Below are 17,221 nucleotides of genomic sequence, written 5' to 3' on the forward strand. Positions count from 1 at the left end.
ACAATGAACCAACGACTACTTTTCGAAGGGCGTGCATTATGGATACATGATTTTGAGATCCAACAAATGGGCTACAACGAACGATTTACCATACGACATTTTTCATTTACTCCTCCGCTTGCCAAACATGAAGGACATATCGTCCTAACTGACGCAGATATAATTTTAGATGGGAGTGAATACAAGCGCATTCCATTAAGCAATATTGAAGAACTGTATTACGGTTTTGATGAGCATTATACACCTGCATCAGTAAAGAATTTTGGCGCTTTTTGGAAGCCTATTCGGATCAGATATGGTTATGCCGGCATTCTTTATCTCATTATTAATTATCGGTATTTTTATACTGCCAATGAACATTTTCTATCTTTACTTAAAAACCTATTGGTTCCCGAACAGTGATAGAATAGGCGATAAGCTTGTCGATCCAAACCCAATTAATCCACCCACTTCAATCGGGTGTCCGACCCGCTCTCTTCGAATAGCTTTTCAATCCCCTCACCTATTAGTCCCTGTCTTCAATTACCTTTAAGATCAACAAAGGTTAATCATTTCTTAACGAAGTCCAAACATTTGCATACTAGTTTTGCCGGCAACACAATCGGTAAAAATGCATAACGATGATCCGCATCTCAATTTTTCAATTATCCACTATTAGCAAGTAAACTCGAAGACAGACAAATGAACGCAAAATCTATCCCATTTTTTACATGGTTAGCATTATTTTTATTACCCATGATGCACGCTTGGTCGCAAGGAACCGAAGCTACTATTTTAGGTACCGTATCAGAAACCGAAGGTCCCGTCTCCGGTGTATCCATTACGGTAAAAAATGAATCGACCGGTTTTAAAGTAACGACAATGACGAATGAAAAAGGCAATTATACCTTTCAACAATTACCCTTGGGGTCTCCTTATACAGTTACAGCAACCTACATTGGTTATACAGAGCAGAAAAAAACGGGTTATACACTCAATTATGGCGATGAGCTAGTAGTCGATTTCAAATTAGCCGCTAGCTCCAACCAATTAGACGAAGTGGTTGTACAAGGTAACGATATGAGAAATGCGATTAAAACTTTAGGAGCTTCCACGGCAGTAACCGCCACCGAACTGACTAAACTACCGGTAAACGGACGTAATTTCTCGTCCTTGATCGATCTTTCTCCTGTAAGCAACGGAAATACATTGGCTGGTCAGATTGCGTCTTCAACCAACTATACAGTAGATGGTATGACATCCCGAAGTACCATTGCGGGCGGCAATAGTGGTGGAGCCTATTCTATTTCTATGGAAGCGATCAGGGAGTTCAAAGTGGTTACGAATGAATATGACGTAACGAATGGAAGAAGTGGTGGTGGAAGTATTACAACCGTTACAAAATCAGGCACTAACACGCTTTCGGGAAGTGCGTTTACTTTTGTACGTACCGACTGGTTATCGAGTAAGTACAACTTAAATGGGACCCCTCGTTCCCAAAAATTTTCGACTTATCAATATGGTTTCTCTTTAGGAGGACCGATCGTTAAGGATAAAGCGCACTTCTTTGTTGCTTGGGATCATCAGGCGGATTCGCGTCCACTTTATATAGCGGACATCCAAAATCCTGCGGATATCGGTCGATACAAAGTGACACAGCCAACGCTGGATGAATTTACCCGTATAGCCCGAGAAAAATATGGGTTTAATTCCAATGCTCTTTTTGGTGCCTTTGATAAGAGTAAAACAACCGATGCGGCATTTGCGCGGGTGGATTGGCAGTTAAATGAAAAAAACTTGCTGACCATCCGAAACAATTTTATCTATGATATGGATAATCAGCAAGAGGGTGATAATTCGGGCATCAACGCTTTCGAATCTTACGTAAATCGTAAAAACATCAACAATAGTTTGATGGCCTCGCTACGTAGCTCCGTCAACTCGAAGCTTACAAATGATTTGAAAGTACAACACTTCTATGAGAGTACGGAGGTTATGCATAATGTGGATGGTATAGGAAAAAACCAAAGTATCCCACGAGTTATTGTTGAGAATGTAGAATCCATCGACGGTGATAAGAAATATTATAACTCCATTCAAATGGGTGGACAACGTTTTGCTCCCGAATGGTTTAAAGGCAATGTATTCCAATTAGTGAACAATCTATATTATAACACAGAGAAGATAAAATATACATTCGGTGCTGACATTATGTACACAGACATGAATTTCAGGTACGGGAGTGAAATGAACGGTCGTTTCTATTTTACCGGACTTGACAATTTCAACGACCTAGCGCCTTATCGTTATGCACGCGATGTGTATATGACCGATCATGAAAATACAAAAGTGAACAATTTGGCCGCGGGGATATACGGGCAGATGGAAACCCGACTAGCAATGGGCTTGGATCTGGTGGCAGGTATCCGATTTGATAATACCCGCTACTTACGAAAAGCCAATTTCAATCAGCTCGTTTACGATGAGTTGAGTATTGCTACCGACAACGGTATCAATACGTTTCAAATTCAACCACGTATCCAATTCAATTGGAATATAAACGATGAAGGAAAAGACATTATTCGTTTCGGGGCGGGTATTTTCGGTTCCAACCTGAATCCTTACTCCATGTTGAACAATATGTTATTTGATGGTACTCGTATAGCGGGTGTAGACATTACCGATCCAAGCTTGATGCCTACGGTAAACTTCCCCAATTACCGTAATGATCCAAACACTGCCCCTGGACGTGATTTAATCAACAACTCTAGCATAGAAAAGCTTGTCACTATTAACACAAACAGCGCAGACGTTAAAGTACCAACAGTTTATAAAGCAAACCTCTCCATCAACCATTTTTTCACACCGACACTGCGGATAGGCATCAGTGCCTATGGAACATGGGCACGGAACAATTATATGTACGTTGATCGTAATATGGTTGATCAACCTTATTTTAGGATTGCTGCGGAGGATAATAGAGGGGTTTACGTACCTGCAGAAAGTATCCGGGAAGACAACGGTGCTGCCAACTGGGTAAATAGCCGAAAAACATCTAAATTAGGGCGTGTTTTGGAAATGAATAGCGATGGCAAAGTAAACTCTTATACCTTTGTTGTAGACGGAACCTATCGCTACTATAAGGATGGGCAAATCAATGTTTCCTACACTTGGAACGATACAAAAGACAATACTTCATATAATGGTAATGTTGCTAATACCGCCACGCTATCGCTGATGGTGCGCGACGATCCTCGAAACCTAAGTGGCATGGCCTATTCTGACAACCAATTCCGCCATAAGGTCGTCTTCTACGGTACGGCGCCGAGTATCCATGGCATCACGATTGGTCTACGTTTTAGTGGCATTGGCGGTACACGTTATTCACTTGCTGTAGCCGGCAACATGAACGGCGATTTCGTTTCATCGAACGATCTTGCCTTTATTTATAATCCCAATAGCCCAAATACACCGGAATATATTCGTGACGGTATCAATGCCATCTTAAATAATCCGGAAGCTGAACAAAGCGTAAAAGATTATATTAATAAAAACCTAGGCAAAGTTGCAGAACGTAATGGTGGTATCAATAACTTTTATGGGGTTTTCGATTTACGCCTCGCCAAAATGTTTCGTTTCTATAAAACACATGGGCTGGAAGTGTCTGTGGATATTTTCAACATTGCCAATATGTTCAATAAAAACTGGGGCGTAGGACATAACTTAGGTAAACAGAACATTTACAGCATTAAGAGTTTCGACCCGGATGCATTACAGTATGTCTATAACATGAATGGCACGACCGGTGTGTCTAATTTAAATGGCAATCCTTTTCAAGTGCAATTAGGACTACGTTATGCCTTCTAGCAGTATTAAGAGGCATATCACATCCAGACTTACTTGGAAATAAAGAGGGTTCTGCTTTTTATTCACTTAACCAAGACAGGTCGCACAAACCTGTCTTGGTTAAACTTTATTAATTAGCAACGCATTCTCTTTACAAAGCATCAATAAAAGCAAGATAGTCGAGGGCACTTTGTTCCACTCGTTGAGGGATGGCTCGATGTTCTGCTCCATAAAAGGCAAAGAAAGATCGGTAATCGGCCCGTACATATTCAAACGTTATCTCAAACGGGGCGACTAACTGTTCCAGTGTATATTTATACCTTCCGGCAGGATGATAGTCTTCCGCCTCAATACCTGCCGTAATGCCCATGGCCAGCTTCTTCCCTTGTAATTTATAACTACTACCTTTGCCATATGCCCATCCATGAGTTAACACTTCGTCTAACCATTTCTTAAAAAGGGGTGGACAGTTGAACCAATAAAACGGAAATTGGAATACGATTTTATCATAAGCCTCCATTAACTGCTGCTCATTTATAATATCCAGTTTTTCATCCGGATAGACCTGGTGTAAGTCATGCACAACATACCGATCGGGATACTTTGCTAATTCTTCCAACCAGCGTTTGTTGATAACCGAATTTTTAAGATCAGAATGAATTACGATTATTAATGTTTTCATATCGCTTGTATATCTTTCACACAAAAATAGCGTGGTAACTATCGATTTGGTATATTAGCATCCCATTGTTTGGTACCAACAAAAATGTAAGTATGACGAAAATAAAGGAAAGCTCAACTAATTTCGAAAATAAACAAGCACTAAGCTCCGAATGCATGGAAGTATATGCAGCAAACCTTATTGGTGGACAATGGACATTAGCGATATGCTGCTATCTAATTAATGGAAAACTACGCTTCGGTGAGCTAAAAAAGAAACTTCCGAACATTACCGAGCGTATGTTGACTTTACAACTACGAAAGCTGGAAGAAAATAAGTTGGTGAAACGTACCGTCTACGCGGAGGTCCCGCCTCGTGTTGAATATGAATTAACCGAAAGCGGACAGCGGTTGAAGCCAATACTTGGAATGTTAGAAAAATGGGGAAAAGAACACCAGCTGTTGATGGCGACTGATTAAAGATTTTATTTATTTTTAATTATTCTAAATAAGATGCTATCTTTGGCAAAAATAAAGGCCATACAGTTCGCACCTGTATAGCCTCCTAACATTTTGTCAGGTAACTTTTAACACTTAGTCAATATTAAAAGCAATGCAAATTAAGAAAATTTTGCTAATGGGAAGCTTATGCCTCCTGTTTTTCTCAACCTATTCCCAACAAAAAAAGGCACCTTCCATTTCGGGAAAAATCATGGATGAACACGGGGCTCCTGTTGTAGGCGCCTCCATTCAAATCACTAATGGTCCAGCTGCACATACCGACGGACAGGGTATTTACCTGCTTCAACGAGTAGCAAATGGAAAACATCGTTTAATTGTATCGGTAGTTGGTTTCAAAAAGGCAGAAAAAACAATACAACTTAATAATAGCGATCTAGTTGTCGATTTTAGCTTAACTCCAGACATTAATCAAATGGAAGAAGTTACGGTAATCGGTCGCACCTCCAATCAAGAGATCAATCGACAGGCTTACAATGTGACATCTTTGGATGCTAGCAAATTACACAATACTACGTTAGATTTATCTCATGCATTGGATCGGGTATCCGGTGTGCGTGTACGGGAAAACGGCGGCGTAGGATCGACCTTTAATTTTTCACTTAACGGCTTCACCGGAAGACAAGTAAAGTTTTTTATTGATGGCATACCGATGGATAATTTCGGGTCGTCCTTTCAGATAAACAATATCCCGATCAACCTTGCTGAACGCGTGGAAGTTTATAAAGGGGTCGTGCCTGTTTGGTTGGGATCTGATGCTTTAGGAGGAGCCGCAAACATCGTGACCGACAACAGTAAGCAGAACTACCTAGACGCCTCCTATTCGTATGGCTCTTTCAATACGCATCGATCTGCCGTTAATTTGGCATATACGTCACCTAAAGGTTTTACTTTTCGCTTAAATGCATTTCAGAACTATTCAGATAACGACTACAAAGTAACCGTGACCGAAACGGATTTGTATACCCAACAAATTTACCAAAACATTAAAGTAAGACGTTTTCATGATAATTATCACAATGAGACAGTCATTGCCAATGCAGGTGTGGTAAACAAGTCATTCGCTGATCAATTATTATTAGGCGTGACGCTAGGTAAAAACTTCTCCGAAGTGCAGACGGGAGCCCGCATGGAAAGTGTTTTCGGTGCTTGGCATCGGCGAGGAAACATTGTAATGCCAAGCGTTAAATACATAAAAAAGGATCTGTTTCTTAAAGGTTTGGATTTACGAATTACCGGAAATATTAATCTCGGAGAAGAACAGAACATTGATACGGCATATCGTCGTTATAACTGGTTTGGGCAGTTTAAAGAATACCCTGGGGAGGGCAGCGAAAGGCAACGGTCCATGTATAAATATAAAAACAACAATGGGATCGTAACGGCGAATCTAGCCTACAGATTGAACGAGCAACATTCTTTCAACCTAAACAATGTAGTAACCACCTTTAATCGCAAAGGCTCGGATGAATTATTTCCGGAAGATGAGAATTATGATCAACCACGGAAGACACGAAAGAATGTACTTGGCTTTGGGTATCGGTTTGCTGCTAACGAAAAATGGAATACTTCTGTATTTGCTAAGCACTTTTACCAACGTACTGATTATTCTCAGAGTTATAATCCAAGTGGTGGTTGGGGAGATGTGGCCTATAATCAATTGAGCAACAGTATCAATAAAATAGGATATGGCATTGCCAGCACCTATTTTATTCTTCCAAATCTACAATTGAAGGCGTCTTACGAACGCAGTTATCGACTACCTGAAGCAGAAGAGTTATTCGGTGATTTACTGAATTTAGAGGGTAATATTGACTTGAAACCCGAGAAAAGTGATAATTTCAACGTTGGTTTCAGCTACCAAACGCATATCAACCAAGTTCATCGTTTTAGTTTCGACGGAAATCTACTTTATCGCAATGCGAAAGATTTTATCAGACCACGTTTAAATCCGAACGAAACGAAGCAACTCTTAGGAAACCTGGCAGATGTCACCAATTTGGGCGTTGATGGTGAAGTACGTTATTCATTTAAGAATATTTTTACGGCGGGCGTAAATATGACTTATCAGAATTTACGCAATAATACAAAATATGAAGACGGATACACCATGGAAAGTCCGCTATACCGTGATAGAATTCCCAATATGCCTTATCTTTTTGGCAATGGCGACGCCTCCTTATTCTTTAATAATGTGGGAAAACAAGGCAATACGCTTAGTTTAGGGTATAATATCCTTTATGTACACGCTTATTATTTATCCTGGCCAAGCCAGGGGGATACCCAGACAAAACGTGATATTCCGCGGCAATGGAATCAGGATGTAAATGTAACCTACACCTTAGCGAATGGAAAATATAATATCGGTTTAGAATGCAAAAACATCGTTAACAACCGACTATACGACAATTTCTCGCTACAGAAACCAGGCCGGGCCTTCTATGTTAAACTGCGTTATTTTATTAATAAATATTAAAACTGATCAAACGATGAAAACACGCTATAAATCTTTACTTTTCTTTTTTGCTGCCTTGCAATTGGCGGCATGTGATGAACCGCTCGAATATTTTAATGTAAATGACGGGGACGATGTGCTGACAGGCAAGTCTAAATATGTCGTGACTGCTACCCCGGTAGGCACGCAAGGCGTCGCTGATTACCTATTGCTGGCAGATGACTTAGAGAACGGCATGATAACCACGCAGGGAAATGGTATAGAGCAGGATGGGTCGTATCGTTATTATGTAACTCATCGAAACCGATTTTTTAGCTTGTTATACGGACAAGGGAATCCAGGTGCCGTAACAACGTACCGCCTCGACTCATTGGGCAAATTAGTTAAGGTCTCCGACTTTAAATCGGAAACCGTACAGGTTTTTGCACCGGCACAAAACGACATTCTCCTCATGAAAGTGCCTCGATCCGGTAATGAATTTTCGCAAATGTATCGCGTAGATGCCAGACAATATCGTGTAGTTGGTGAAGAGCAGGTAAACATTGTTCAACTGGCTGGAAATGGCGAACGGGCACATTTTACCTGGGCAACCCAAGTTGGTAATAAAATATACGCGCCGTATATGAGTATCAAGGGTTGTTGCGGTGATGCTTTCGGAACAGCTTTTCCCGACAGTAGTTGGGTAGCCGTATTGTCTTACCCGGAGTTAAAGGTGGAAAAAGTTATCCGAGATAATCGCACCAGCTACATTGGCGATTACTTTCTAAATGGTTTGGTTGAAACCGAGTTAGGTGAAGTGTATGCGTTTTCCCCTGCCGCTGCTACAAACAATTCGCAGCTTACAACAACGAATCCTTCCGCGATTGTACGAATTAACCGTACCACGGAAGAGTTCGACCAAAATTACTTTTTCAATGTGGAGGAAGTTTCAGGTGGCTACCACATTGCCGCTTGGACCTATTTAGGCGAAAATAAATTCATACTTACCCTATATGCCGAACCCAATAGCACAGACGGACAAGCCAGAAAATTTGCCATTGCAGATGTCAGCAATAAATCCTTTAAATGGGTTACAGGGACACCGGAGGACATTACCAGTGTAACTACCATTAACAATTTTGTCCCTTTAGACGGTATACGGGGTTATATTGGCATTACTACAGCGAGTGAAGGCAGCTTCGTATATGTGTTTGACGCAAATTTGGCAACGGCTAAAAAAGGTTTAAAAGTAGAGGGCGGGACCATTACGGCAATTCATAAGCTTAACTATTAAAAGGGCTAAAACGTCATCTTCTTTCATATCATTCCGAATATCATCCCGCGGATACTAGCCTACGGAATGGGGTTGAAAAACATAGTGCCTGCCTGCCTTAGCAGACAGGCACTATGATCGAAATGAACGGTTCGATGGTACCTTTAGACACCGCTAATCATTATTTTCCCAAGAAATCTTGGAGGAAGCATACATGAGCATGGCTATTACAATAAATAAGCCAATGCTTCCTACTAACAAAGCCATTTCCTGCAATTGAATTATAACATATATGAAAATATAAAAAACTGCAAGAATACCGGTTAACAGCATAGCAGATTTCCCCTTTTTAAGAATAGTGGAAATAAAAGAACCAATTAATATAATAGTAGCCAAAGAGGCAATGATATAGGCCCATGTAAAACCAAGCTGCTCGCTAAAAGATAAAAGCAATGTATAATAAACCACCATCGCCAAGCCAATCAACACATATTGCACAATATTCACAAAGCTTTTTGTTATAAACTCGGTAAATAGCAGTGATACAAACGTAAGCAGAATAATTAACATGGCATATTTTGCAGAACGCATGTTTTTCTGATACTGGTCTACCGGTAACAGGAAATTTACCCCGCAGCTATTTCCGGATTCAGCGTCGCTTAAGCGAGCGCCATCATTATCCACCCATTGCTGAGGGAAAGGACGATTAAAATGAGGAATGTTCCATTGGGAAGCAAAAGAAGAGTCAGAAATATTCCGTGTTTCGGGCAAATAGCTACCGATAAAGCTAGGGTCTTTCCATTTCCCGGTTAATTCAAAATGGGTATTCTTTCCAATAGGTGTTAAAGAAAACCCTTCACTTCCTCTAAGCTGGAGTTCAAAGCTAAAAGAACGTTGGGTACTTCTCTTTTTACTTAAATCGATAGCGCTGGCGAGACTATTTTTGAAGACACGTACATCAGAAAAGCTGGGTTCCATTGCAACCGTTGTATCGCCCAAATTAATCTTTGGAATCTCTTTAAGCCCTTTAACATCTCGTACATTTACCAAAAGCTGGGCTTTATCCCATAATAAATGTTGCGGATCAATACCTAATTTTTTTAAGTCCAATTCTTCAAAGTCGCCTTTAATCGATACTTTCGCATTATAAACGACCGCATCAAATATTCCGCGATGTAGAAGCTGCGGTAGAGCGTCTGCGTGGACGTGGAGATTATTAGGCATTAGAAATACATGTTGTTTAACTTCTTCAATAGTAATATTGCCTTTATCATCTTTGATCCGTTGAAATGCCGTATATGGTATAACCAAAATAGGACCGATTACATTTTGGTTACCTGACCAGCTTTTTGCTATTTCGTCCATGACTTCCTTCTGCCTCCCTTGCCGTTCACGGATAAGATCAGTTACCCATGAAGAAGGGATAAGTAATAGCAAACTGAGGAAACCAACCATTGCTAATTTTGCTGTTGCAGACCTCCTTAACCAAGTTAGTAAGCCATTTTTTTCTTTTTGATTTTCCATTTTTTTAGATTAAAAGTACTTTGTATTTCAAAGTGAATAGATAAAAAAAATTATTTTTGTTGTTTAATAAGCTTTTCCAGTGATTCCAAATGCTTTTTAAAGGCTTCTATCCCTCTTTGCGTTGCCTCATAACGAGTATTGGGTTTGCGCCCAATAAAGCTTTTATTAACGGATATGTATTCTTCCTTTTCCAACGCCTTTAAATGCGAAGCAAGATTACCATCTGTTACTTCTAATAAGTCTTTGAGCGAACTAAAGTCGTAACTTTCATTTGCTGCTAATACGCTCATGATCTGCAAGCGTATACGACTTTCAAATGCTTTATTAAATTGTTCTAACACTATTTTGCCCTATCGTATTTAGCATACATTACCGAACCATAAATTATATGAAGGACCCCAAAGCCACCTGCCCAAAATAATAACCCATATCCAGGCATCATTGCTGCAAAAAGACCTAAAATCACTTGCAGTATACCCAACCATTTCACATCGTTAAATGTATAATGGCTACCGGAAATCAATGCCAAGCCGTAGAAAATAAGACAAGCTGGCGCGATCACTCCGAAATAGCCTCGATATAATAAAATCAGAATTAATAGCCCCCCCGTTAATAAAGGTATACCTGCGTTGAGCAATAAGGCCTTACTTGCCGTATTCCAGATCTTCTGATGACGTTGTTGCGCTTTTCGTGCGCTCAATACGACCGCGGTGGTAATTGACAGTATGAGTACCAAGACGGCGACTACCACAAGCTTGCTAATAGTTTCCTGATCGTGTAGGGAATAATTGTCATAAGTCATGCCGTTATCGGTCCGATAAACTAATCGGTATCCGATATATGCACCGATAAGCGCGTAAATGCCCGCTAGCACACCGGATAAACCATGGAGCGATATAAATTTGGCAGAACGTTCCATTAAGCTGCGGATGGAGCTTAATTCCGCCATCAGGTCTTTTTCCTTCATAAAAGTACTTTGAATTACAAAGTTACAAAAGTCTTTGAAATATCCAATATAAATAAGCATTAATTAGCAGGGATTTTGCTTTACTACACGTTATGGTGTTGTATTAAAATACATTCCACTTGGACGCACCTAAGTCCGCGGCATTATTAGCAAGGTTAAATTTCTCTACTATCTATTAACGTATCGTCTGCTCGTTTACTTTCACATCGACTAAGGAAAGATCTTGAACCAAGCCCTTGTTATAGCTCGCATCCTTCGCTGTGATATTGAGATGTTCAAAGGTAAATTTTGATAATTTATCGTATTCATTTACGTCTATATCAAAAAAGACCTCACAAGTCAAATTTATATTCCGTAAGGTAATATTTTCCGAATATGACAGCGGTACATCCTTTCTATCTTGCAGATCGAAGAACTGCGTCCAAGGCTTTACATAAATCAGACTATAAGCGTTTCCCTTTATATTCTCCACTGTCACAAATTCGTATTTTTGCGGCGTATCCGGTCGCATTTTCAACCATAACAGTCTTTTGGCATCGTTCACGCTGCAATTCCGCATCAGGATATTTTTATTGTGAATAGCTTCACTTCCACAAGTTAAAGCAGCGTGGCAAAAACCGAATTCACAATCTTCAATAAGGATATTGTAGTTTCCGCCATTACCGGGATCGCGATCAGCCCAAGGCCCCTTCCCTCCTTTCAGCGCAATGGCATCATCGTTAACCGACAAATAACACCCTTTGACTAGCACATTGGTGCAAACATCTAAATCAATGGCATCCGTACTTGGTGCTTTGACCGGCGCATGCGGAGAAGTAATACGTACATTTAAAATTTTAACATTATGGCATTGATAATAATGGCTGCTCCAAAAACCGGCGTTTCTCAGTTTGACATCTTGTACCTGCACATCATTGCACTTCCAAATAAACACCAATCTAGGCCGTGAAACTTCTAAATTAGTACATTTTGGATTTTCTTCCCTTCTTTTCCAAAATGCTTCCCAATACCTAAGTCCATTCCCATCAATCACCCCATTTCCGGATATAGTAAAGCCGTTTACTCCATAAGCGTTGATCAACGCTGCGAAATAATCGAGGTTTTGTCCTTCCATTCTTGAGGGAATCTTAGGGTAATCGGCAATATTATCAGAGCCTTTTAAAACAGCACGATCAGCAACATACAGATGGGTCTTAGGCTTAAAGAACAACGCACCACTCATGAACGTTCCTTTAGGGACTATAATAACACCGCCACCGTTTTCTGCTGCTCGATCTATCACCTGCTGAATAGCTTTCGTTTGTACAATCGTGCTATCCGCAGAAACACCAAAATCTGTGATCACATAGGGCTTTCCCAACTTTTCTAACGGAACCTTGGAAGTATCAGAAAACCATTTAGGAATTTTTGTTCCATCAGGAAAGAGATTCCCTTCTGTATCTTGGGCCAAAGCGATAAAGGGAGCTAATAAAAATAAAACGAACGAAAGGCTTTTATAAATTGGGGAAAGGCTTATATCCATATGCATTCTCTTGATTAGTTGCCACAAAGGTAGGCTAAATTTATAGAAACGACTATTTTTGATGTCTATTTAACATTTATTAAAGCACTTTTTCTAGTCTATCGCAAAAAACATATTCATGCATAGCGACAGTCAAAAAATGTGTTCAATAACTTTCAGTGAAAGGAGGATACAAAGAAGAGAACGATAAATAATAATAAGTGGGAAATACAGGGCTCGAACCTGTGACCCCTGCCTTGTCGAGGCAGTGCTCTGAACCAACTGAGCTAATTTCCCTGAATGTGCCACAAAAATAGTTTTTTTAGTAATGACACCAAATCATTTTAAAAAATATTTAGTGATTAAGTTACCGTTCAGTAAGAGGGATCAACTCCTGCCACATCGTCGTCAATGTTCAATATTGATCCAAAAACTTAAACCTCGCTTGCTTACTCTTAATTATTTTTGGCAATTGGGAAACTTTCTAGGATATCCTGGCTTTTCGTCCAACAGTTCTTTCCGTTATGATCTTTCACGTTGCAACGGAAAATAGACTTCTCTGTTCAAGTTTCCTGCAAGCATGGCTTTTGCTTAGATTTTTGATAAAGCAGCAAGAAGTTCAGGTAATGTAGTAATGCCCCAGTGCTCAACGTATTTGCCGTCTTTTACCCTTACTATGTCGATCACCTCAATACTCACTTTCTTTCCAGTCGCGGGAACACCTAACAACGGACCCGTTTGCGTACCACTGATGGTTTTACGGGTGGCGACCATTTCGCCTTCCGCTACCTGGTCATGTATGGTCACGCTTACATCCGGTATGGCCGGACGTAAGACCTCATTAAAGAAGTAGATCATGCCTTGCGGCCCGTTGTCCATACCAGCAGGGGCCGACCGGTTTACAAACTTATCGTCTATTAGTGCCTTGAAACTGTTGACATTTCCCTGCTCAATTACTTCTTTGTTAAAGCGACGCACCACAGTTTTATTGTTTACTATCATCGTTTTCAATTTTTATTGTTTTGATGAAACAAATGTACCGGCATGCGGCGGATGCAAGTTAGGGCCAAACGTTCAGATATTACGGTGCAACGTTCAAATGTTGTAAATGATAATCGCTTGGTGTATTACCGAAGTGGTTACGAAAAGCCTCCGAAAAGCTGGAATGGTTTTGGTAACCAACCTTCAGATAAACGTCCGAGGGGCTCTCATCTGCCGATCTAAGCAGTTCGGCAGCCAGTTCCATTTTTCTGCTGAGCAACCATTTTTGAGGAGTCGTATGATAGATTTCGCTAAACCGTCTTTTAAAAGTGGAGGTGCTCATATGGCAAAGGAACGCCAGTTCATCGACCGTTATCCGTTGGCCGATGTGGCTTTCTACCACTTTCTTTACCTGCAATTGCTCCTTATCTTTCGTAATGATCTGAATAGCCCGAAAGCGTACAGGATCGGAATGTAAAAGATACAAAAGCAGTTCTTCGAGTTTGATCTGTCTTATCGCAGCTGGTAACTGATTTTCCGCATTTATTAATGCCTGTATCGAAGAAATAAATTGTTTCACAAAATTATCCTGCTTAAAAATGAGGAAAGGTTGTTTACCGCTTAGCGGAGTGACACTTTGCAGCAAATGGTCATACTTGATTAGAAACCTATTAAACAACTCGTTACTGAAGTAAAACAGGATGCTGCTAAACTGCCGGCCCCCTATTAAAAGTTCTGAAGTGAGCACGTTTCCGGTTGATAATACCACCAGTTCACCAGCGTTCACTACGGCCGTAGCATCCGGGTAAACTACGGTTTTTGTACCGCTAACCAACAGGTTGATCATATTTTGATTTAAAACGATCCTGTTCTTAACAGAATCATGCATCGAGGTATAGGAACGGATGATTACCTCATCTGCACTGGTAGCAGAGTCATCTAAAATATCATCAGGTAAATAATAGGTATTCATACAGCTACTGGCTTGTCATAACGTTCACGTGAAGCTTTCATCTTGAGCATATCGGTATTAGCCTAATCGTAATGCCAATAACATAAAGGCCTGTAAATAGGATTTACAGGCCTTTATGTTGTTGGTTAACAAGATTGGCGGTGAGGGCGGGATTCGAACCCGCGGTACCGTTTCCAGTACGACAGTTTAGCAAACTGTTCCTTTCGGCCTCTCAGGCACCTCACCTCCCTTTTGGGACTGCAAACCTAATACAAAAAATTATTATTTCAAATTTTCTCCATGGCAAAACCACAGATTTTTATAATTAAATCGCTATCATTTTGGAGCTCAAGGTGATAATCTTCTTTATTCCACTTCCCGTGTCTTTTTCACATCGTAATCTACCCGCACATGGTAAATACTCATCAGCATTCGCTTAAATATGGCTCGAATAGCCTCTACCTCCTGTAGCGTTATATTACTGTTTCGCAACTGTCCTTGCGCTAATTTACCATCAATAATTTTATCGACCAAGTTACTTATATTTTCTGCATCAGGCTCCTTAATACTCCGGGAAGCCGCCTCTACCGAATCAGCCATCATCAAAACCGCCGTTTCTTTTGAAAAAGGAATGGGCCCGGGATAACGGAAAACTTGCTCGTCAACAATTTTATCAGGATGCGCTTTAATAAAAGCATTATAGAAATAATCGGTACGGGTAGTTCCATGATGTGTCCGAATGAAGCTAATGATCGACTCCGGCAGTTGGTGTTTATGCGCCATATCGATGCCCTTACTTACGTGTGAAATAATGATCTGAGCACTTTGCTCAAAGGTTAGCCCATCGTGGGGATTATATCCCTTTGTCTGATTTTCAATGAAATATTGCGGATTTTGCATTTTACCTATGTCGTGATAGAGGGCACCTGCTCTTACCAACAAGGCGTTTCCGCCAATTTTATAAATGGCCGCTTCGGCTAAATTGGCAACTTGTAATGAATGTTGAAAAGTACCCGGTGCCTTATAGGATAATTCACGCAATAGGGAAGAATTGGTATTGGTGAGCTCCATAAGGGTTACGTCCGATGTGATACCAAATAGTCGCTCAAATGCATAAATAAGCGGATACGCTAACAAGGTCAAGCCAACGCTGACAATAAATGGAACAAACGAAGCATAACCTACATCTTCGATCGAACCATCCCGGATTAAGATTATACCAAGATACGCTACAAAATAGGTAAGCAAAATAATCACCGATGAAATCAGAAATTGCTCTCTTTTAATCAATGTCTTAATGCTATATATACTTACCATCCCGGCAGTTACTTGTAAAAAGGCAAATTCAAAACTGTTAGGCACAAAGAAACCCGATACCAACACCATGAGAAGATGAATATTGAGCGCCAAACGCGTGTCAAATAAAATGCGAACGATGATCGGCACGATGCAGAACGGAATGTAGTATAAACTTGACAGCTTTAATTTAAGGGACCATGATAAAACGATCAACATTCCGGTAACCACCAATAAAATTAAGGACAATAGACGATTATTGGAAAATACGTCAATCCTAAAGAGATAAAGAAAAACCATTAGCAAGGTGACAACCAATCCTACTACTAGAAATTGCCCGATCACCACCACATTTCTATCCCCACCTATCTTTGCTTCTTCTTCATAAGCCATTCGCAACGATTCGACCTTCTGAAAAACTTCGTTATTCACCATACTGCCGTTTGCTACTATCAACTCTCCGCGTTGAACCATCCCCCGAGTAGTAGATATATTATTAATAGCCTCGGCAATCAGTTTATCCGTAAGACGCTCGTTGTAAACGTAATTGGGCTGTATATAATCGCCTACTAAGCTTTTTAACCAATCTTTTTCAGTTATACTGCTTTTAGAATCGATGATACTGTTGGCATAGGCTAAGGCAGTTTCTCTCGTATATACTTCCGCTGTGTTCTTTTTTTCCGTTATATTATTCGTTACCAGATTAAAATTATAATGCTCTCCTTTTGTTTGGAACTTTTTAGTCAGTCCAATAACTCCACGATCATAAATATGTGCTAAAATTTGCGTGACTGTTTGACTATAGAGCCCCATCTCCCGATCTTCCTGCCCACTTCCCTTCCACTTTCCTTCAAATTCAGCTAAAAAGCGTTCAGTCTCCTCCCCCTTGGTTTCTGTATGGTTATCGTAAACTGGATATACAGATTCAAGCACTTGTTCCCGATCTGCCCTTATCTCGTTCGGCGTTTTAAGGATGGCAAAATTATAGGGTGCGATTAAATCTTCGTGCATCCATATTTTACCCTTTTCGTACTCAAACCTAAACCGCGGTTGTTTTGGTAAAAATATGCAGATAACGATGACGCTGAGCACCATCATCCCATATTTAAAAACGGCCGGGTTATTTGAATATACAGATGGAGTCCTTCTATTTTTTGACACTTTTTTGATTTGATTTCTTTAAAACCTAATACAAACTTATAGAAAATTGTTTTATATAGGGCGATGCCCATAAAATTTTGCGCGCCAAACACAAGACATTTAACAAGAGACTTATATTAACGAAGGTT

Annotated in this window: 13 protein-coding genes and 2 tRNA genes; 5 read left to right on the forward strand and 10 right to left on the reverse strand. The window is 40.2% G+C overall.

Features of this window, described 5'->3' with window-relative positions:
• Window positions 1-3 precede the first annotated feature (3 nt).
• Both M1D52_RS18625 and M1D52_RS18630 read left to right on the forward strand, forming a co-directional pair.
• Entirely contained in the window at window positions 4-402 is a 399-nt protein-coding gene (locus M1D52_RS18625; protein ID WP_437393310.1) for a hypothetical protein, read from the forward strand.
• A 279-nt stretch (window positions 403-681) separates the two neighbouring features.
• Window positions 682-3,846: a TonB-dependent receptor gene (locus M1D52_RS18630; RefSeq protein ID WP_437393309.1), complete on the forward strand. Its 3,165-nt coding sequence runs from the start codon at window positions 682-684 to the stop codon at window positions 3,844-3,846.
• A gap of 130 nt (window positions 3,847-3,976) precedes the next feature.
• Here the strand turns inward: M1D52_RS18630 and M1D52_RS18635 are convergent, their stop codons facing one another.
• Window positions 3,977-4,507, reverse strand: a complete 531-nt coding sequence (locus M1D52_RS18635; RefSeq protein ID WP_437393308.1) for an NAD(P)H-dependent oxidoreductase — start codon at window positions 4,505-4,507, stop codon at window positions 3,977-3,979.
• Window positions 4,508-4,599: 92 nt separating this feature from the next.
• Here M1D52_RS18635 and M1D52_RS18640 point away from each other — a divergent pair, with 92 nt between their 5' ends.
• From M1D52_RS18640 to M1D52_RS18650, 3 genes are all read left to right on the forward strand, one after another.
• A complete protein-coding gene (locus M1D52_RS18640) occupies window positions 4,600-4,965 on the forward strand; it encodes a winged helix-turn-helix transcriptional regulator (RefSeq protein WP_013665761.1) in 366 nt (121 codons plus the stop codon).
• Window positions 4,966-5,098: 133 nt separating this feature from the next.
• Window positions 5,099-7,480, forward strand: a complete 2,382-nt coding sequence (locus tag M1D52_RS18645) for a TonB-dependent receptor (RefSeq protein ID WP_437393307.1) — start codon at window positions 5,099-5,101, stop codon at window positions 7,478-7,480.
• A gap of 13 nt (window positions 7,481-7,493) precedes the next feature.
• On the forward strand, window positions 7,494-8,732 hold the full coding sequence (locus M1D52_RS18650) for a DUF4374 domain-containing protein (protein WP_130856984.1): 1,239 nt from the start codon (window positions 7,494-7,496) through the stop codon (window positions 8,730-8,732).
• A gap of 153 nt (window positions 8,733-8,885) precedes the next feature.
• On the opposite strand, the gene creD is transcribed toward M1D52_RS18650, so the two are convergent.
• From creD to M1D52_RS18695, 9 genes are all read right to left on the reverse strand, one after another.
• Window positions 8,886-10,235 carry a cell envelope integrity protein CreD gene (creD, locus tag M1D52_RS18655; RefSeq protein ID WP_013665758.1) on the reverse strand — a complete coding sequence of 450 codons (1,350 nt, stop codon included), beginning with the start codon at window positions 10,233-10,235 and terminating at the stop codon, window positions 8,886-8,888.
• A 50-nt stretch (window positions 10,236-10,285) separates the two neighbouring features.
• Window positions 10,286-10,576 carry a winged helix-turn-helix domain-containing protein gene (locus M1D52_RS18660; RefSeq protein ID WP_013665757.1) on the reverse strand — a complete coding sequence of 97 codons (291 nt, stop codon included), beginning with the start codon at window positions 10,574-10,576 and terminating at the stop codon, window positions 10,286-10,288.
• Complete coding sequence (locus M1D52_RS18665) at window positions 10,576-11,202, reverse strand: hypothetical protein (RefSeq protein WP_377612271.1); 627 nt, start codon at window positions 11,200-11,202, stop codon at window positions 10,576-10,578. The genes M1D52_RS18660 and M1D52_RS18665 overlap by 1 nt, the downstream gene beginning before the upstream one ends.
• A 175-nt stretch (window positions 11,203-11,377) precedes the next feature.
• Window positions 11,378-12,724 carry a rhamnogalacturonidase gene (locus M1D52_RS18670; protein WP_437393306.1) on the reverse strand — a complete coding sequence of 449 codons (1,347 nt, stop codon included), beginning with the start codon at window positions 12,722-12,724 and terminating at the stop codon, window positions 11,378-11,380.
• Between the two features lie 201 nt (window positions 12,725-12,925).
• Window positions 12,926-13,000, reverse strand: a tRNA-Val gene (locus tag M1D52_RS18675).
• Between the two features lie 294 nt (window positions 13,001-13,294).
• Complete coding sequence (locus M1D52_RS18680) at window positions 13,295-13,705, reverse strand: ester cyclase (protein ID WP_437393305.1); 411 nt, start codon at window positions 13,703-13,705, stop codon at window positions 13,295-13,297.
• Between the two features lie 79 nt (window positions 13,706-13,784).
• Complete coding sequence (locus M1D52_RS18685; RefSeq protein WP_437393304.1) at window positions 13,785-14,657, reverse strand: helix-turn-helix transcriptional regulator; 873 nt, start codon at window positions 14,655-14,657, stop codon at window positions 13,785-13,787.
• Window positions 14,658-14,792: 135 nt separating this feature from the next.
• Window positions 14,793-14,882: transfer RNA gene (locus M1D52_RS18690), tRNA-Ser, on the reverse strand.
• 120 nt (window positions 14,883-15,002) lie between these two features.
• Window positions 15,003-17,093 carry an HD family phosphohydrolase gene (locus M1D52_RS18695; RefSeq protein WP_013665753.1) on the reverse strand — a complete coding sequence of 697 codons (2,091 nt, stop codon included), beginning with the start codon at window positions 17,091-17,093 and terminating at the stop codon, window positions 15,003-15,005.
• Between the last annotated feature and the right edge of the window lie 128 nt (window positions 17,094-17,221).

This window comes from Olivibacter sp. SA151 (genome assembly GCF_054130995.1).